Origin of the sequence: Pontibacter coccineus (assembly GCF_030546575.1) — a bacterium.
Classification (GTDB): Bacteria; Bacteroidota; Bacteroidia; order Cytophagales; family Hymenobacteraceae; genus Pontibacter; species Pontibacter coccineus.
On the sequence record NZ_JAUOTN010000004.1, the window covers coordinates 399,081 to 416,132 of the forward strand.

Consider the following 17,052-nt stretch of genomic DNA (forward strand, 5'->3'; position numbering starts at 1 on the left):
AAAAATCTTTGTAAGAACAATCAACAATCAACAATCAACAATCAACAATCAACAATCAACAATCAACAATCAAACTTTAGCCTAAGCACCCATACCTGCTAAATGAACGTCCCTTATCTCATAGCGAAGCGTTATTTTTTCTCTAAGAAGAAGAGGAACATCATCAGCATTATCTCCAACATTGCCATGATCGGGGTGGCGGTGGGCACGGCCGCGCTTATTATCGTGCTGTCGGTGTTCAACGGCCTCGAAGACCTTATCCGGACCATCTATACCAGCTTCGACCCTAACCTGAAGATATCGGCGGCGGAAGGCAAATCTTTTGAGACGGACACGGAGTTCATGAACCGGATACGCCGCACGCCGGGTGTAGCGCTGGTAACCGAGGTGATCGAGGATAATGCGCTGCTGCGTTACAACGACCGCCAGATGGTGGTAAAGGTAAAGGGCGTGAGTGAAAACTTTTTCGAGCAGAACAGGATAGGCTCTTCGGTAGTGGAGGGGCACTATAACCTGTATGCCAACAATAATTACTATGCCCTGGTCGGACGGGGCGTGCAGTATCAGTTATCCATCCGGACGAGCAATGAGTTCACGAACATGCAGTTCCTGTACCCGCGAAACACCAAATTCAATCCGCTTAACCCCGAAGGCGCTTTCAAGTCGCTGCAAATAACCCCTGGTGGCGTGTTTGCCATCGAGCGGCAGTACGACGACGCCTATGTATTTGTGCCCATTCAGTTTGCGGAGGAACTCATGGAATACGGCCGGCGGCGTACGGCCATCGAGATCAAGGTAGAGAACGGGCAACGCATCGAGAACGTGAAACGCGCCCTGCAGAAGGTGCTGGGAGAAGGCTTTCTGGTGCAGAACAGCGACGAGCAACATACCAGCCTCCTGCGTGCCGTCAAGGTCGAGAAGCTCTTCGTGTTCATTACCTTCGCCTTTATTCTGCTCATCGCCTCGCTCAATATCTTCTTCTCCCTCTCCATGCTGGTGATCGACAAGAAGAAAGATATCGCGGTGCTTGCCTCCATGGGCGCCACCAAAGAACAGATCCGTAACATCTTCCTGTTTGAGGGGGCTTTGGTCGCCTTTATCGGAGCTTCTTACGGCCTGTCGCTGGGCATGCTGATCGCCAACCTGCAGCAGACTTTTGGCATTGTTTCGATGGGTATGGCCACGTCGGTTGTCGACTCTTACCCTGTCAAGTTGGTGTTGATGGACTTTGTGCTGACGGGTGCTGCCATTGTGATCATCACCATGCTGGTATCCATACGCCCTGCCCGCAAAGCGGCTGCCATGTCCGTGCGCGACAACCTGTAAGGTATAGGCGCGACCACATTTCCCTTCGCTTCACCCCGGTCCCATGAAAGCCATCCTGCTGTTTTTCCTGCTTCTTATGTTCGGCTGCTCCACAGTTGAGACGGATACGCCAGTGGAAGATCCAGCCGCAGGTATAGCACCAACCGAAACAGCAGCCCATACCTCCCCCAACACCAAAATCCGTTTCCTGTGGCGGGAACAGGTATACGATGCCGGCCTGCAGGACTCTGTGAGCACAATTGTGATCGATCAGGCTTTAGCTGATAGGCTGACTGACGCCGAACGGGCCGCCCTGGGCTATGTCGTTACTTTTATAGGCAGCGAGTGCGACTGGGATGGTAATGCGAACGAGGAGTTTAGTAATCTTAAGTGCAAAGCCTTGACCGCACTCAAACTGGGGTATCAGTGCTCCGACCAGCACCTGGGCTTTCTGCAAAACTGGTTTCGAAACGACCAGGAGGTGCTGGCTCGCCTGTCCTCTTGTCCCCGGGTGCCTTTTACAGCCTCTAATCAGCAAACATTCGACGAGGTATACCTGACCACCAAAAGCGATACGATACAAGTATGGTTTAGCGCAAGCGGCGTAACCCTACCGATGAATGCCGCCTGGGAGTGGACGGAGGAGAATGTCTTCCTGGTTCAGGGGAGTGCTCTAAACCTAGTGAGGGCAAATCAATCAGAGGTGGTGAGGAGTGAACTGGGGTTGGAAGAAGGACTTTAGTTATTAGGCAAGCATATGGTAACCGCTATATATTGAGATTAAAAGTCTTTAATGTGTTAGAGCGGGTATTTTAATGCTGTAAATATGAAAATATTTTGATTAGCAACAGTGATTTTAAGGGGTTTGGCGTAGGAAATCAGGCGATTTTTGGGTAAATTTGGTCTCCTAAAATTGTACCTGTATGAAAGTATACACCACGCAGCCGTTTCAGGTGATCTACTCTTTGTTCGAGCATGAGTACCTGGGATACCTGTTCGAATCTTTTGTGGTGCAGATTAATACCAAGGGGCAGCTGACTTTACAGCACCAGAATATTTCTGCCAAAAACGCCGACGAATTTTCCGCTCGTCTCGATGCCAAAGACTTTAAACTGATCCCCCTAACCGATCAGATCCAGCAGGACGCCGTCCTGAAAAAGTTCTCGAACAAGAAACTCTCCGCTGCTGATTTTTTCCTGAAGGTATACGACCCCGAAAAGGGCGATAAAAACATGCAGGAGGCGATAAGCCAATACATACAGGTGCGGATGAACAAGATTCTGGAGATGCTCCAGGACCGTCGCACATTTATCATTGGCAAAGACGGAGACCCAACCTGGAGGGAGATTCAGGTGGCGGCCGACAAAGCCTCCGTACGATTTCACCTGCACCGAAACGAAGACAATACCCACTACTACCCTACCGTCAGATACAAGGGCGAGAAGCTGAACTTCCAGTACCGGAACGCCGCTCTGATCTGCCACGAGCCTGCCTGGCTGATGGTGGATGGGGTGATACACAGTTTTGAGAACGGCATTGACGGTAAGAAACTGCAGCCCTTCCTCAATAAGAAGTTTATTCTGGTTCCGCGTTCCGTAGAGGAAAACTACTACCGCAAGTTTGTGACCTCGCTGGTAGAGTCCTTCGACGTGAGGCCGAATGGGTTCGAGATCAAACCGCAGCAGTTCAGCCCCAAACCGCACCTGAATTTCTCCGAAGTCAAGTCGGCCAACGTGTCTGCCCTGCTAAGCAGTGGCGGCAGCGAGGCCAGCAAAACGGACAAGGCTGCAGCAGCTGCCGACAAAATCCTGTTCAACCTATCGTTCAAGTATGGCGACCACCTGGTGGAGGCGCAGGATGCCAAGCGCATTAGCGTGAACATGGAAAAAACGGAGGACTCCTACATTTTCCATAAGCTGATACGCGATGCGGTGCATGAAAAACAGTATGTGAAGGAGCTGGCCAATCGCGAGCTGGAAGTGAAGAACGGGCAGGCCGTGCTGGACAAGGGCGCCGCCTTCTCGTGGCTCAACAACAACTTGCAGGCACTGGAGCAGCTGGGGTTCACGGTGGAGCAATCCGAGAAGAGTGGCAAGCACTACTTTATTGGTGAGATAACTGTTAACGTAGGCATCACCGAAAACAACGACTGGTTCGATATTTACGGGACGGTGCGCTTCGGAGAGTTCGAAGTACCGTTCATCAGGCTCAAAAACCACATCCTGACCCACAACAACGAGTATTTACTACCGAACGGGCAGGTAGCGATTATACCTGAAGAATGGTTTACGCAGTACATCGAGCTGTTTGCCTTCTCGGAGGGGGAGCACCAGTTGACGCTGCGCAAGCACCACATGGCGCTCGTAAACGATTTGCAGAACGGCAACCTGGCCCAGGTGACGATGACGCGCAAGCTGGAGAAGCTGCGTGAGTTTGATGCCATAGAGGACAAGCCACTCCCGGTGGGCTTTCGGGGCGAGTTGCGGCCTTACCAAAAGGCGGGTTACAACTGGCTGCATTTTGTGAAGGACTTTAAGTTCGGGGGCTGCCTGGCCGACGACATGGGCCTGGGTAAAACTGTGCAGACGCTGGCCATGCTGCAACACCGCAAAGAGAACGGTGCCGAGTCGGCTACGTTGCTGGTGATGCCGACCTCGCTTATCTACAACTGGCTGAACGAGGCGCAGAAGTTCACACCGGAGCTGCGCATCCTCACCTATACCGGCACCTACCGAGACAAGAACGTGGAGCAGTTCAAGGACTACGACCTCGTGCTGACCTCCTACGGCATTGTGCGCCTGGATACGGAGCTGCTCAAGACCTACTACTTCGACTACATCATCCTGGACGAGTCGCAGGCCATCAAGAACCCGGATTCCAATACCTCAAAGGCAGTCCGCTCGCTCAAATCGCGCCACCGCCTGATCCTGACCGGTACGCCGGTCGAGAACAGCACCATGGACCTTTGGTCGCAGATGTCGTTCATCAACCCGGGCCTGCTGGGCAATCAGCATTTCTTCCGGAAAGAGTTTCTGAAGCCGATTGAGAAGCAAAAAGATGAGCACAAGACACGCCGGCTGCATGCGCTTATCAAACCCTTTATACTGCGGAGGCATAAGTCGCAAGTGGCCCGTGAACTGCCGCCCAAGATAGAGCACACCACCTTCTGCAAAATGACAGAGGAGCAGGAACACGCCTACGAGGAAACCAAGTCGTATTACCGCAACAAGATTTTGACCAGCTTGGAAGAAAAAGGGCCAGGCAACACGCAGTTTATGCTCTTGCAGGGTTTGATGAAGCTCCGGCAGATAGCCAATCACCCTTACATGACGGACCCGGGCTACGAAGGCGAGTCGGGGAAGTTGAAAGAGGTGATGCGCATGACCCGGAGCATCGTGGCAAAAGGACACAAAGTGCTTGTCTTTAGTCAGTTTGTGAAGCACCTGGAAATTGTGAGGCAGGCGCTGGATGAGAAAGGAATTACCTATGCCTACCTGGACGGCAACACCAAAAACCGGCAGCAGCAGGTAGAGCTGTTCCAGAACAACCCGGGCATCCAGGTGTTTTTGATTTCGATGAAAGCCGGTGGCGTTGGCCTTAACCTGACGGCCGCGGACTATGTGTTTATCCTAGACCCGTGGTGGAACCCTGCCGTAGAAGCGCAAGCCGTGGACCGAGCCCACCGCATCGGTCAGCAGAACAAGGTATTTACTTACAAGTTCATCACCAAAGACACCGTAGAGGAGAAGATCCTGGCGCTGCAGAACCGTAAGATTCAACTCGTAACCGATCTGATCAGCACCGACGAGAACATCATCAAGAACCTGACAAAAGAAGATATCGACAATCTGTTGAGTTAGGGGTTAATTCTTAAATGGTTGATGGTTGAATTGTTAGTTTGCTAGTGAATGATTATACCGGAGCCGCAGCATGATGCATGTTGCGGCTTTTTTGTAGGTATAGGTATAGCTAACAGATCGCAGCAACATTTGCCTCCTGATATGGTTAAGCAAGTAAACAGGTATAGCAGTTAAGGTATAGCTCAATGTCACCAATTTAGGAAACGCTTCACAACACCTGACACCTCGATTGTGACCGAGACGTGAGGGGAAGAGGGTGAGCATAGCTCAGAAAGGTAAGGGTTATTTCAGCGTGCCAGCCATGTTCCGGATTTCTCCCAAAGCAAGGGCCCTGCCTCCTTTAAAGGCATGGCCATTTCGTTCACTTTGCTTTGTCATCCTGGAAGGATTCTGGTAGCAAGTAGCATAAGCTTAACCTCCGGGGGTAGGGGCCCCCTATTTCAACCAGGTTCCTTTACAGAATGACAATAAGTTTTAAGAGTATTCTTTTAGAATGAAACGGCATTGCCCCTAACTCCGGGTCGAAAGGACATAAAATCCTAAAGTTGACGAGATTGAAGGTATGGGCATACCGCAGCTATACCTGAAGCTGGCTTGTTTTCGTTTCTGCCAGGACGGTTGCTTGTTATAAATTGACGAGTCAGGCTTTTGAATCTCCCGCGAACCGACCATTTAACAATTTAAAAAATGCTCCTTCACCTGAAAACCACCGTGCAGCAAGACTTTCGGAGTGTGTTTCACGCCTTTGATGAGCAGCTGTTCAGGAAGCTGGCGCCGCCCTACCCCCGGCTGAAACTGTTGCGGTTTGATGGGAGCGCGCCTGGTGATGTGGTGGAGGTGGAGTTGCAGACAGGTATAAGGTCCTTCCGGTGGACCAGCCGGATCACAGAGCGGGAGATAACAGACAGGGCAGCGTGGTTTGTAGACGAAGGCCAGGAAGTGCCCCCGCCCCTGCGCAACTGGCAGCACAAGCATCTGGTCACGCAGCACGGCAGCGGCGCCATCATCCATGATATCATCGAGTATAGCACCGGGTATAAAGCATTGGATGTTATGCTATACCCTTTCATGCTGGCAGCTTTTGGTATGCGGAAGCCGGTTTACAAAAAGGTGTTCAGGCAGGTATAGCTTAGTAGTGAAGCAGCGCGTTTGAAGCACCTGAGATAGCGACGGGCTCACCCAGAAATTTAGGCTTTCGGTTTAAGTTCACTTCCACAATCGCGTTAACAGTTGCGAGCACCTCCCGAAGGTAATTGCGCTGATATCCGGCATAGTGCCCTTTATCTGCTATGTAGCCATAGCTGTCCAGCCCAAGTGACCTGCCGATGTAAATAGCTCTGTCGAGGTGATAGTTCTGTGAAACAAGCACGGCCCGGTCTACCTTGAACACCTCTTTTGCGCGGTATAAAGTAGAGTAAGTATCAAAGCCGGCGAAATCCAGAAAAATATCATCAACCCTTACATTCTTTGATAGGCAGTAGTCGCGCATCACTTTAAGTTCGTCGTAGCTTCGACTACCATTGTCTCCTGACAAAAGCAGCCGCTGCACCTTGCCTGCCTTGTATAATCGTATACCTGCGTTAAGCCTGTCCTTCAGGTACTTGCTGGGTTTGCCCTTGCGAATGCCGGCACCAAAAATTATACCTGTATAGCAAGCAGGAACGTGCTCAGTCTGCCTAAAGGTATACTGGTTAGACTGGCGCTTTACTAAAGTGATGACAGATGCACAAGCCAAAGCTATTATTACAAAGGCGAGAAGCACAATCATCAGGTGCTTCCGCTTAAAAAGGAGTTTCATAGTTGAGTAAATAGGAGGTGTAAGACAGGTATAAGATACATATAAAATTGTGAATATTTAAAACCCTGACATACGCCTATTTTTAAGGTATAAGCGACAATCCTCAAAACCTTTGCCCTACCCTTGCAGTTAAGTGCAGGAGAGTATTAATCTGCTTAAATTCGGGTATGACGAAAGCGGCCATTATCGGTTCAGGTATAGGAGGTATAGCCACGGCCATCAGGCTGGCGGTGAAAGGCTATTACGTGACCGTGTTTGAGGCCAATGCGTCGTTTGGGGGCAAAATGCACCAGTTCGATCTGCAGGGCTATCGCTTCGATGCCGGCCCCTCGCTGTTCACGCTGCCGCACCTTGTCGATGAGCTCTTCACGCTGGCCGGCCGCAACCCTTCCGACTACTTTACCTATACCCGCCTCGACCCGATTACGCACTACTTCTGGCCCGATGGCAGCCACCTGAAAGCGTATGCAGATGCCGAAGCTTTTGCTATTGAAGCAGAGCAGCAGCTAGGCGTAAGTGCGCAGGATGTACGGGAAGTGCTGGCCAAGAGCGCCCGACTTTACCAAGGCACGGCAGATACTTTTCTGCACAAGTCCCTGCACCGGCTCGATACCTACCTGAGCGCCGATGTGCTTAAGGCGCTGGGCTGCCTGTCGGACCTGGGCCTGACAACGACGATGCATGATGCCAACTCAAAACTGTTTGATGACCAGCGCTTTGTGCAGCTGCTCGACCGATTTGCCACCTACAACGGTTCTGACCCTTACCAGGCACCGGGCACTCTCAACCTGATACCACACCTGGAGCACAACATCGGCGCTTTTTATCCGAAAGGCGGTATTTACAGTATTGCGGCCAGTCTGGTGAAGCTGGCCGAAGAACTGGGCGTGGCCTTTAGGTATAACGAGCGGGTAGAGCGCATTATCACGCAAAACGGTACAGCCACAGGTATAGCAACCAGCACCGGCAGGTATAAGGCCGATGTAGTGGTGAGCAACATGGATGTGGTACCGACCTACCGCCGCTTGCTACCCGACCAGCCAGCGCCTGAGCAGACGCTGCAGCAGCCGCGCTCCAGCTCCGCGTTAATCTACTACTGGGGTATAGCGCGCGAGTTTCCGGAACTGCACCTGCACAACATCTTTTTCAGCCAGGACTACAGGCAGGAGTTCGAGCACATCTTCCGGCATAAGTCCATCAGCCCGGACCCGACCGTGTATGTGAACATCACCTCCAAAATGGAAAAACGCGATGCCCCCGCAGGTTGCGAAAACTGGTTTGTGATGGTGAACGTGCCACACCATCAGGGGCAGGACTGGGAACAACTTACCAGCACTACTCGCCAGGCGGTAACAGATAAGCTGAGCCGCATGCTGCAAACCGACCTCCGGCAGGCCATTGTCTGCGAGCAGGTGCTGGACCCACTGCTGATCGAGCAGCATACGTCTTCTTACGCCGGGGCGCTCTATGGCAGCAGCTCAAACAACCGCATGGCGGCTTTCCTGCGGCACCCGAATTTCAACTCTAGATTAAAGGGACTCTACTTTTGTGGCGGCAGCGTACACCCTGGCGGAGGTATACCACTCTGCCTGCTTTCTGCCCGTATAGTGGGTAACCTGGTGCCCGTCGTAACATCAGTTAACCGATCGAAACAGCATGTCTGAAACCATACATTCATACCAGCCGGCTATACCTTTGCAGCAGCGCCTGAAGCCCTATGCTTTTGCTGTGGCCTTGGGCGTGCTGGCTATTTTTCACGCAGTGGGCTTTTGGGGGCTCTTGTTTAGTGGCGAACCCGAAAAGTTTCAGCGGCTTACGCCTATGAACCTGATTCTCACGAACGTCTTGCTCTTTTCTTTCCACAAGCGCTGGAACGCGGCCTTTCTGCTTTTCGTGCTGGTGATTGTGGCGGCGGGCTTTTTTGCCGAAGTGGTAGGGATACACACCGGTCTGCTGTTCGGAGACTATGCCTATGGAGAGTCTTTGGGTATAAAGTTTCTGGACGTGCCCTTGCTGATCGGGCTCAACTGGCTGATGCTCGTCTACACGACGGGACATTTGGTAAACATGATTGACATGCACTGGCTTGTGAGAGCCCTGGTGGCAGCCCTACTGATGGTCGGGCTCGATTTTTTTCTGGAGCCGGTAGCGGTGGCTTTTGACTTTTGGGACTGGCAGGGCGGCCACATTCCATGGTCTAACTATTTGGGGTGGCTGGGGCTGTCTTTTCTGTTTCAGGTATACTTCCAAAAAGCCCCCATTTACAAACAGAACCGTTTGGCACCCTACGTATACCTGGTCCAATCCGTTTTCTTCATAAGTATCTGGACCTTACTGTAAATCTGCCCGGTCTCAACCTGGAGCGGTTTGCAGAGCGTAACTTATTGTGTTACATTTGCATGTTCCTTACGAGACATCAAACGCAAATTAATTATACACCGGGCCCGTTAGTGCGTATATAGATACTTGTCCTAAACAGCGCAGCTTGGTGACCTACCTTATTCAATGACTTTTTTAGATACTATATTAGATGAGCTCCTGCAGATTTTTAAGCGGGAAGGGATAGAGGCGAATTCGGACGCGGATCTGATCAGGAAACTCGACATACGTCAGTCAACATTCCATGAGCTTTTCTCGAGCCGCGAGAATATGGTGAAACAGGTAATCCTGTACGATATAGAGTTGGAGAATAGAAGGCAAACGGAGCTGCTCTCCACGGCTACCAACCCCGTAGAGGAAATTATGCTGCTCCTGCAGGATGGTGCTAAAACGATCAAACAGATAAACCCCATCTACATTGCTGATCTGCAAAAGTATCCGGAGGCCTGGCAAATGAGCATGCAGAATGTGATCGATAACAACCAGCACGTAAACGCTGAGATCCTGAACAGGGGCATACTGCAGGGTTACTTCCGGAAAGACATCAACCTGCAACTGGTTACGAAGATCATTTTGGAGCAATTCTTCATGATGATCAACCCGGCGTCTTTCCCGCCAGCCAAGTACGATCTGTCGGAAGTGTTCCGCAGCATTTACCTGTACTATGTGCGCGGCATTTGTACCGATATGGGCGGAAAGCTGGCAGAAGAGTATTTCTCCAGGACCAATATGTAAGTAATAACTATACCATAAAAAGCAGCAGGCCCCGAAGCATAATGTTTCGGGGCCTGCTGCTTTTTATAATTATCAGACGAGACTAGCTGATGGAAACGCGCACTTTCTTGGTGTACTCACGCAGTGCCGTCTTAAAGTCCACGCCGTTGTCGTTCATGTAGGTCAGGATCCAGGCAGCGGCTATCACGTGCGTCAGTTGCTCGCCTTCGTCGTCGCCTTCCACTTCAATGGCAAGTGGCTGCTCCTCCATCAGTGCCTCCTCGGCCGCCGTCAGGGCGTCCAGCGACTGAGTTTCTACTAGTTTTTTGATTACGGGTATCTTCATTTCTTAAACAGTCAATTTGTTGATCAGATCACGTACGGCCTCTTCTTTGCTGGCGGCTACAGTGTCTACCAGTTGGCCATTTTTGAAAACGGCGAAGAAAGGCAGATTTGTTACGCCAGCCACCTTACGGGCCTCCGGGCTTGTCTCGGCGTTAACGTCAACGAAAGCCACATTGGCAAAGACTTCTTCACCAGACATGCGCTTGAACTTAGGCGCAAACAAACGGCAGCTGCCGCACCAGTCAGCGAAGTATTTCACTACCACATTCTGGTTTGAGTTAAGTACGTTATCGAAATCGTTATCGGTTGCAACTATTACAGCCATAGTATATTTATCTTTTAAAGTTTAAACATCAGACCAGGTATAAGACCCGATCAAACCAAGTGCAAAGGTAAGGCTTTTGGGCGTAAAATGCAGTGACATATGTCACCTTAAACCGGTTGTATGGCTCTAAAATAGGCCTGATAGCGGAATGTTTAGCGTGGGCGGCGGCTTTTCTTGGGTTGGTCGTTGAGGAAGGCGACCAGGTCCATCTTGTCGAACGTGAGCTCCCACATACCCATCAGGTCGCCTCTTTTGTAACCGGTGGCTTGGTCTTGCGGATACTTCTCTTTGATCAGGGTGTGGTCAGACTCGCTTAGCTCCTGACCCACCGTGCCGTGGCAGCTCAGGCAAGTCTCGTCGCGCAGGTAGATCGGAGAGGTATAGCGGATCTCGTTCTGGTTTAGCGCCTCTACCTTTGCCTCTCGCTCCTGGTCACTGCTATACCTGTTCAGCGCCTGCGCCGTGCCTCCCCTGGCCAGGTTCTTCGGATTGCGTGGCCGCTCACTGAAGCGGCGCGAGATGGCCCCGAACTTGTGCTGAAGGGCTTCTACTTTCTCAAAGTTTTCAGGCTGGCAGTAAGGTATGGCGGCTGCTACACCTCCCTGGTTCAGGTGCTCTGTCAGCTGAAGGACATGCAAACGCTCCGCCACTACCACCACGGAGTCGCCGTATTTCTGGGCGGCATTGAGGATGTCCTGCTGGGTGAGGCGCTTGATCTTGTGGCGCTCCAGTTCCCGGGCTATTTCCTTCCCTCCTTCTATCGGTTTCACTTTCACATCGCAGCCTGAAACTATAAAGGCTGTGCCAAGGGTTATAGTAGCGAGCAAAGAACGGGCTTTGAACATCTTTCGATACAAATTTGTAGTAGGATAAATAAGTAATATTACAGCGGCAACCAGCACTTATGTTTTATTACTTAAACGCCAATTTAGTATCTTTGCAGCTTAAAACCATAACAGAGCGATGTTAGATAAATTAGAAGCCATTAATCAGCGGTTTGAAGAGGTAAGCCACCTGCTTATCCAGCCAGATGTGGCCAGTGACATGAAGAAGTACAAGTCGCTGAATAAAGAATATAAGGATCTTGAAAAAATAGTAGTAGAGTATAAGAAGTACCTCAACATCCTGAGCAACATCGACAATGCCAAGCAGGTTATTGCGACGGAGAAGGATGAGGACTTCCGCGAAATGGCCAAGGAAGAGCTGGACGAGCTGCTTCCGCAGCGTGAGGCGATGGAGGATACCCTGAAAGAGCTGCTTATCCCGAAAGACCCGAACGACAGCAAAGACATCATCATGGAAATCCGTGCAGGAGCTGGCGGCGACGAGGCCTCTATCTTTGCAGGCGACCTCTACCGCATGTACAGCCGCTTCGCTGAGAAGATGGGCTGGCGTATGGAGCTGATGGATGCCACGGAAGGTACATCCGGTGGCTACAAGGAAATTATTGTGGGCGTGTCTGGCGAAGACGTGTATGGCAAACTCAAGTTTGAGTCGGGCGTACACCGTGTGCAGCGCGTACCGGCCACCGAGACGCAGGGCCGTATCCATACCTCGGTTGCTTCAGTCGTGGTGCTGCCAGAGGCAGAGGAATTTGACATCGAGCTCGACATGAACGATATCCGCAAGGACCTGTTCTGTTCTTCGGGCCCGGGTGGTCAGTCGGTGAACACGACCTACTCAGCCGTGCGTCTGACGCACATCCCATCCGGTATCGTGGCCCAGTGCCAGGACCAGAAATCACAGCTTAAGAACTTCGACAAGGCGTTGGCAGTACTACGCTCGCGTATTTTTGAAGTGGAGCTGGCCAAGAAGAACGAAGCCGAAGGAGCCCAGCGTAAGAGCATGGTAGGCGGCGGCGACCGTTCTGACAAGATCCGTACCTACAACTACCCGCAAGGCCGTGTAACCGATCACCGCATTGGCTATACCGTCTACAACCTGCCAAACGTAATGGATGGCGGTATTGAGGACTTCGTGGAAGAGCTGCGTATAGCAGAGAACGCCGAACGCCTGAAAGAAGGCGCCACCGCGTAATAACCCCCGCCCACTTTTGACCAAGGTATATTTAGGAATGTGGTGCAGCCGGAAGCTGCGCTGCATTCCTTTTTTTGTTTTAACTTGGTAGTAACTACGGGGAGCAATTACTAGGAAGAAGTGGTATGAAGAGTTTGATCTTATATAGCCAGGGGGGGCTAAAAGGTATCAGCAAAGTCGATAACATCGTTATACTTTGCCTAGCGGCAGTTGCTATACCTGTTGGGGTTAATAAATACGGCTTGTATGTAACAGCAGTAGTGGTATTTATTTTTTACGCTGCATTTACTTTGTTTGAGATCGTATTTTCAGGTAAAGAGATATTTACCTTTAAAAATTTAAAAAAGAAGAACTCAATTGAGCAGGGTAGGCTTATTTATCATCTTATTGCATTAACTGTTGTTATCTGTGGATTGCTATATTTGGATGATCGGACAGTGTATATTTTAGTGGCTGGACTAACTATTGTTATGTGCTTCGCAACAGGTATTAGTCTGTTATCTTTAAAATTTAAAAAATAGAGCACCCATCAACAATTCAACAATTTAGCCATCACCCTCATTTGAAATACCTGCTCGCCATACTGCCCCTCATGTTCCTGCTCTCGATGGTGGGCTGTGAGCCCAAAGATGAGGTCGTGACAAATGACCCGGATGCGGTGCTGCACTTTTCGGCGGACACGGTGCTGTTTGATACGGTGTTTGTGACGCAGGGCAGCGTGACGCGTCGCCTCAAGGTATACAACCCTCAGAAGAATGCCGTCCGAATCAGCAGTATCAGCCTGGGCGGAGCAAACGCCTCGCCTTACCAACTGATCATCAATGGCCAGGAAACACCCATCGCCAATAACCTTGAGCTGCGCGGCAAGGACAGCCTCTACATTCTGGTGCGTGTCAACATCAATCCGGCGGCCCAGAACCAGCCCTTCCTGGTAGCAGACTCTATTCTGTTTCACACAAACGGAAACCAGCAGAACGTGAAGCTGATAGCCTATGGCCAGGATGCCGTGTTTCATCAGAAGGGTGTGATCGGTACTTCCACCTGGGCGGCAGGCAAACCGCACGTGCTGCTCGACACATTGCTGCTGCGCGAAGGAGCAACCCTGACCATTGAGAAAGGAGCACGCATTTTCGCCACGAACAAAGCTGTGCTGCTGATCAACGGCACGCTGCAGGTGCAAGGCACCCCGGAGGAGCGGGTGACGTTTTCAGGTATACGACGCGAGCTCGCCTATGTCAATGCGCCCGGTCAGTGGGAAGGTATACGCATCCTCACAGCCAGCCAGAACAACACCATCCGCTATGCCGATATCCGCAACACGATACGCGGCATCCGGATCGGCAATCCGGGCAAGGGAGGCACTTTGGTAGAAGGCTGCGCGATACAGCATGCGTTCTTGGACGGTATTGTGGCCTTTACTTCGGATGTGAAAGTAGTGAATACCCTGATCCAGAACTGTGGACAGTACAGCTTCGGCGGGCTGGGCGGTGGCAAGTATGAGGTGCTCTACTCCACCATTGTCAACTACCAGAACCAGCTGCAGCGCGAGACACCTGCCTTTGTCGTCGCCGACTTTATACCTGGCACCGATATCCGAAACCAGCCCACACAACTGCGGTTGGTCAATAGCATCGTGTACAGCGACGGCTCCAACTACACAAACGAGGTACTGCTGGAGGGCGATATTTCAGCGGAAGTATCTAAGAACATACTTCGCACGGATGCCTACAAAAACACGCTTAACACGAACGGCAACCTGCTCAACATCGACCCCAAGTTCAAAGATGTGCGCAAGCAGGACTTCCGCCTCGACACCCTTTCCCCTGCCAGCGGTGCCGCTCTGCCTTTGCCAGGTATAGGCAAAGACTTCAAAGGTATAAACCGCAGTTCCACCAAGCCGGATATGGGTGCTTTTGAGCGGACGGTTGATTGAGTTGGTGATTTAGTGAATGAGTGAGTTGTTAATTTTTGATTGAGTGATGTTATCCGAATTATGAGTGATAGAGTGAATTTTGGAAGAGCATGTTTGATCAATTATACAATGCTTAAAGAAGCAGGAAGATTGTATCTATATTTACTCTAATGCTATATTCGCGTATGAACCATAACGGACGCCCCATTCAGTAAGTCATCCAGAAGAATCAATCGCTGAAGCACCCATTCGCTCATCAACGAATCAAAATCACCCAATCACTCATACACTCCATCACTCAATCACTCAATCAAAAAGACATGTGGTTTCAGAAAGAGATACGCTTGCCGGCCGTGAAACGCGGTTTTCATTTGATCACAGACCTACTCACAGCGCAGCTACCTGAATTGGAGAACTACAAAGTGGGCCTGGCACACATCTTCATCAAGCATACCTCTGCAAGCCTCTGCATCAACGAAGACGCTGACCCCACCGTGCGACAGGATTTTGAAAGTCACTTCAACCAGATGGTGCCTGAAAACGCGCCCTATTACCGCCATACCCTGGAAGGCCCGGACGATATGCCGGCGCACCTGAAGGCTGCTTTGCTGGGAAGCTCTGTGACGGTGCCGATCTCAAAAGGGGAGTTCAATATGGGTACCTGGCAGGGCGTATACCTGTGCGAGCACCGGAACCACGCCTCAAAGCGCACGGTGGTGGTGACCCTGCAGGGAGAAGGTTTTTAAGGTATAGACACCGCTACTTTACAATACTCACCTTTGTGACCGCGACGCCATTGGTGCTGGTTGTGCGCAGGAGGTAGATGCCGGCCGGTAAGTGCTGCACATCCAGCCTGATGACTCTTTCCGCCACCTGCTCGCGCAGTATCACCTGTCCGTGGCGGTTCAGCAGCTCTACCAGCTGAATTTGCTGATGGGCTGCCTGTTCCACTATGAGATAGCCTTTCGCCGGATTCGGGTATACCTTCACATTGTCGGAGGTCACGTAGATGTAGTCCTCCTTGGTAAGGGTGTGGCTTGAGCTCTCGTTGGAGGTGGTGAGGGTGACGCTATACCTGCCCGGGCGGCTATACCTGACAGTTGGGTTTTGCTCAGTGGATGAGGCCGGCGTTCCGCCCTCAAATTCCCATTGCCACTGTGTAGGCTTAAAGCCGGAGAAAGAACCTAGGAACTGTACCTGGTCGCCGGGGGCTAACAGCGTGTCCTGGGGCTGGGCAGTACTAAAGCGCGAACGCAGCTCACCGCTACAGGCGGTGGAAGCAAACAGATACCCACGTGCCGACTCCAGTATACCTTGCATATAGGCTGCCTGGCCCTTGGTGAAGAGACTCATGCAGGCATCATCCGAATAATCCATGTAGTTCTGCCACATATTGCCGTAGGGGCCGTTGTCGCACGAAAGCTCAATGCCGTCCGGACAGCCATCCGTCTGGGTGAACTGGTTAGGCGTGTCGTCTATGTCATCGGAGTCGTTGCAGGTCATGCCGTTGCCCCAGATGTGCTTCAGCCCCAGCCAGTGCCCCACTTCGTGGGTGGCGGTTCGTCCCTGGTTGTAGGCCCACAGGCTGTTGTTGTGCGGGGCCGCTCCCACTGTGCGATAGTGCAGCACCACGCCGTCCCGATCAGGTAAGGCGCCCGGCGAAGAGGCATAGCCGATGCTGGTGGTACCCAGGTTGCCTATCCAGATGTTCAGGTATAGCCTGGTGTCCCAGGCGTCCACGCCGCCATTGGCCGAGGACTTGATCTGGTCAGAAAAATAGCTGAAACTCTCTTTGGTCGTTTGCGTGCGGGTGATGCCTGTCGTTGGGTTGCCGCTCGGGTCCACGATGGCCAGGCAAAATTCGATGCGGCTGTCGGCGGCGAACGGTTGGAAGTAGTTGGGGGTGTTGGTGGTGTCAGCGTTGAGACGGCGAAAGTCCTGGTTCAGCACTTCGAGTTGCGAACGCACCTGCGCCTCCGAGATGTTTTCACTTCCGGTCTTATACACGACATGAAACACCACCGGTATGGTAATGGTGGCCTGTTGCATGGCCTGGCCGGCAGGTCGCTGGCGCAGGAGCTGCTGCACAGCCTGTTGCGTTTTTAAGCTTCGCTCCTCAAAGCCCGGGTCCTGTCGTTTCAGCGTCTCCAGATAGGCCTCCGTGCTACAACTACGCCCCTGTTCAGCCGTCTGCGCAAAAGCCAAACGGACAGAGGCAAAGACCAGAAGAAGGGCTAAGATATAAACACGCATACGCACAGATCAAACAGGCATAATAGCCCACAAGCGCAGATAAAGTGCATGGCTTGAGCGGCTTAGTAGAGCAATATACGGAATTTAGCCCTTAAAGAAGAAATCAGACAAAAGGAGACTGCCT

Annotated in this window: 16 protein-coding genes; 11 read left to right on the plus strand and 5 right to left on the minus strand. The window is 51.6% G+C overall.

The annotated features are described in order from the left end of the window. Positions 1 to 102 precede the first annotated feature (102 nt). The 4 genes from Q4E40_RS11720 to Q4E40_RS11735 all read left to right on the plus strand — a co-directional run bounded on the left by Q4E40_RS11720 (position 103) and on the right by Q4E40_RS11735 (position 6,293). On the plus strand, positions 103 to 1,326 hold the full coding sequence (locus Q4E40_RS11720) for an ABC transporter permease (RefSeq protein ID WP_303412354.1): 1,224 nt from the start codon (positions 103 to 105) through the stop codon (positions 1,324 to 1,326). Between the two features lie 43 nt (positions 1,327 to 1,369). Continuing rightward, positions 1,370 to 2,047, plus strand: coding sequence for a hypothetical protein (locus Q4E40_RS11725; protein ID WP_303412355.1), 678 nt, complete (start codon positions 1,370 to 1,372; stop codon positions 2,045 to 2,047). Positions 2,048 to 2,228: 181 nt separating this feature from the next. Then, positions 2,229 to 5,165: a DEAD/DEAH box helicase gene (locus Q4E40_RS11730; protein ID WP_303412356.1), complete on the plus strand. Its 2,937-nt coding sequence runs from the start codon at positions 2,229 to 2,231 to the stop codon at positions 5,163 to 5,165. A 687-nt stretch (positions 5,166 to 5,852) separates the two neighbouring features. Then, positions 5,853 to 6,293, plus strand: coding sequence for an SRPBCC family protein (locus Q4E40_RS11735; protein ID WP_303412357.1), 441 nt, complete (start codon positions 5,853 to 5,855; stop codon positions 6,291 to 6,293). 1 nt (position 6,294) lies between these two features. On the opposite strand, the gene Q4E40_RS11740 is transcribed toward Q4E40_RS11735, so the two are convergent. Beyond that, complete coding sequence (locus Q4E40_RS11740) at positions 6,295 to 6,963, minus strand: SanA/YdcF family protein (protein ID WP_303412359.1); 669 nt, start codon at positions 6,961 to 6,963, stop codon at positions 6,295 to 6,297. A 167-nt stretch (positions 6,964 to 7,130) separates the two neighbouring features. Between Q4E40_RS11740 and crtD the strand changes: the two genes are divergently transcribed. The 3 genes from crtD (at position 7,131) to Q4E40_RS11755 (ending at position 10,077) form a co-directional block, all read left to right on the plus strand. Further along, positions 7,131 to 8,627 (plus strand): 1-hydroxycarotenoid 3,4-desaturase CrtD, encoded by a 1,497-nt coding sequence (gene crtD / locus Q4E40_RS11745; RefSeq protein ID WP_303412360.1) that lies wholly within the window; start codon positions 7,131 to 7,133, stop codon positions 8,625 to 8,627. Further along, the gene (locus Q4E40_RS11750; RefSeq protein WP_303412361.1) at positions 8,620 to 9,303 is read left to right on the plus strand and encodes a carotenoid biosynthesis protein; all 684 of its coding nucleotides are present in this window, start codon (positions 8,620 to 8,622) and stop codon (positions 9,301 to 9,303) included. Before crtD ends, Q4E40_RS11750 begins: the two co-directional genes overlap by 8 nt. Positions 9,304 to 9,468: 165 nt before the next feature. Next, the gene (locus tag Q4E40_RS11755) at positions 9,469 to 10,077 is read left to right on the plus strand and encodes a TetR/AcrR family transcriptional regulator (protein WP_303412363.1); all 609 of its coding nucleotides are present in this window, start codon (positions 9,469 to 9,471) and stop codon (positions 10,075 to 10,077) included. An 82-nt stretch (positions 10,078 to 10,159) separates the two neighbouring features. Here Q4E40_RS11755 and Q4E40_RS11760 read toward each other — a convergent pair whose 3' ends face one another. From Q4E40_RS11760 to Q4E40_RS11770, 3 genes are all read right to left on the minus strand, one after another. After that, a complete protein-coding gene (locus Q4E40_RS11760) occupies positions 10,160 to 10,402 on the minus strand; it encodes a DUF6952 family protein (protein WP_188500833.1) in 243 nt (80 codons plus the stop codon). Between the two features lie 3 nt (positions 10,403 to 10,405). After that, positions 10,406 to 10,726 (minus strand): thioredoxin domain-containing protein, encoded by a 321-nt coding sequence (locus Q4E40_RS11765; RefSeq protein ID WP_303412366.1) that lies wholly within the window; start codon positions 10,724 to 10,726, stop codon positions 10,406 to 10,408. Between the two features lie 152 nt (positions 10,727 to 10,878). Next, positions 10,879 to 11,553: a Tll0287-like domain-containing protein gene (locus Q4E40_RS11770; RefSeq protein WP_303412368.1), complete on the minus strand. Its 675-nt coding sequence runs from the start codon at positions 11,551 to 11,553 to the stop codon at positions 10,879 to 10,881. Positions 11,554 to 11,689: 136 nt separating this feature from the next. On the opposite strand from Q4E40_RS11770, the gene prfA reads away from it, so the two are divergent. The 4 genes from prfA to Q4E40_RS11790 all read left to right on the plus strand — a co-directional run bounded on the left by prfA (position 11,690) and on the right by Q4E40_RS11790 (position 15,421). Continuing rightward, the gene (prfA, locus tag Q4E40_RS11775) at positions 11,690 to 12,763 is read left to right on the plus strand and encodes a peptide chain release factor 1 (protein ID WP_303412369.1); all 1,074 of its coding nucleotides are present in this window, start codon (positions 11,690 to 11,692) and stop codon (positions 12,761 to 12,763) included. A gap of 125 nt (positions 12,764 to 12,888) precedes the next feature. Continuing rightward, positions 12,889 to 13,284: a hypothetical protein gene (locus Q4E40_RS11780; RefSeq protein WP_303412371.1), complete on the plus strand. Its 396-nt coding sequence runs from the start codon at positions 12,889 to 12,891 to the stop codon at positions 13,282 to 13,284. Between the two features lie 41 nt (positions 13,285 to 13,325). Continuing rightward, positions 13,326 to 14,696: a hypothetical protein gene (locus Q4E40_RS11785; protein ID WP_303412372.1), complete on the plus strand. Its 1,371-nt coding sequence runs from the start codon at positions 13,326 to 13,328 to the stop codon at positions 14,694 to 14,696. Between the two features lie 299 nt (positions 14,697 to 14,995). Then, a complete protein-coding gene (locus tag Q4E40_RS11790; RefSeq protein ID WP_303412373.1) occupies positions 14,996 to 15,421 on the plus strand; it encodes a secondary thiamine-phosphate synthase enzyme YjbQ in 426 nt (141 codons plus the stop codon). A 13-nt stretch (positions 15,422 to 15,434) separates the two neighbouring features. On the opposite strand, the gene Q4E40_RS11795 is transcribed toward Q4E40_RS11790, so the two are convergent. Beyond that, entirely contained in the window at positions 15,435 to 16,928 is a 1,494-nt protein-coding gene (locus Q4E40_RS11795) for a M43 family zinc metalloprotease (protein ID WP_303412375.1), read from the minus strand. Positions 16,929 to 17,052 lie beyond the last annotated feature (124 nt).

Bases quoted from the DNA above. Each gene is read 5' to 3' on its own strand.
- Q4E40_RS11720 (WP_303412354.1), top strand. From the start codon at position 103: ATGAACGTCCCTTATCTCATAGCGAAGCGTTATTTTTTCTCTAAGAAG.
- Q4E40_RS11725 (WP_303412355.1), top strand. From the start codon at position 1,370: ATGAAAGCCATCCTGCTGTTTTTCCTGCTTCTTATGTTCGGCTGCTCC.
- Q4E40_RS11730 (WP_303412356.1), top strand. From the start codon at position 2,229: ATGAAAGTATACACCACGCAGCCGTTTCAGGTGATCTACTCTTTGTTC.
- Q4E40_RS11735 (WP_303412357.1), top strand. From the start codon at position 5,853: ATGCTCCTTCACCTGAAAACCACCGTGCAGCAAGACTTTCGGAGTGTG.
- Q4E40_RS11740 (WP_303412359.1), bottom strand. From the start codon at position 6,963: ATGAAACTCCTTTTTAAGCGGAAGCACCTGATGATTGTGCTTCTCGCC.
- crtD (WP_303412360.1), top strand. From the start codon at position 7,131: ATGACGAAAGCGGCCATTATCGGTTCAGGTATAGGAGGTATAGCCACG.
- Q4E40_RS11750 (WP_303412361.1), top strand. From the start codon at position 8,620: ATGTCTGAAACCATACATTCATACCAGCCGGCTATACCTTTGCAGCAG.
- Q4E40_RS11755 (WP_303412363.1), top strand. From the start codon at position 9,469: ATGACTTTTTTAGATACTATATTAGATGAGCTCCTGCAGATTTTTAAG.
- Q4E40_RS11760 (WP_188500833.1), bottom strand. From the start codon at position 10,402: ATGAAGATACCCGTAATCAAAAAACTAGTAGAAACTCAGTCGCTGGAC.
- Q4E40_RS11765 (WP_303412366.1), bottom strand. From the start codon at position 10,726: ATGGCTGTAATAGTTGCAACCGATAACGATTTCGATAACGTACTTAAC.
- prfA (WP_303412369.1), top strand. From the start codon at position 11,690: ATGTTAGATAAATTAGAAGCCATTAATCAGCGGTTTGAAGAGGTAAGC.
- Q4E40_RS11780 (WP_303412371.1), top strand. From the start codon at position 12,889: ATGAAGAGTTTGATCTTATATAGCCAGGGGGGGCTAAAAGGTATCAGC.
- Q4E40_RS11790 (WP_303412373.1), top strand. From the start codon at position 14,996: ATGTGGTTTCAGAAAGAGATACGCTTGCCGGCCGTGAAACGCGGTTTT.
- Q4E40_RS11795 (WP_303412375.1), bottom strand. From the start codon at position 16,928: ATGCGTGTTTATATCTTAGCCCTTCTTCTGGTCTTTGCCTCTGTCCGT.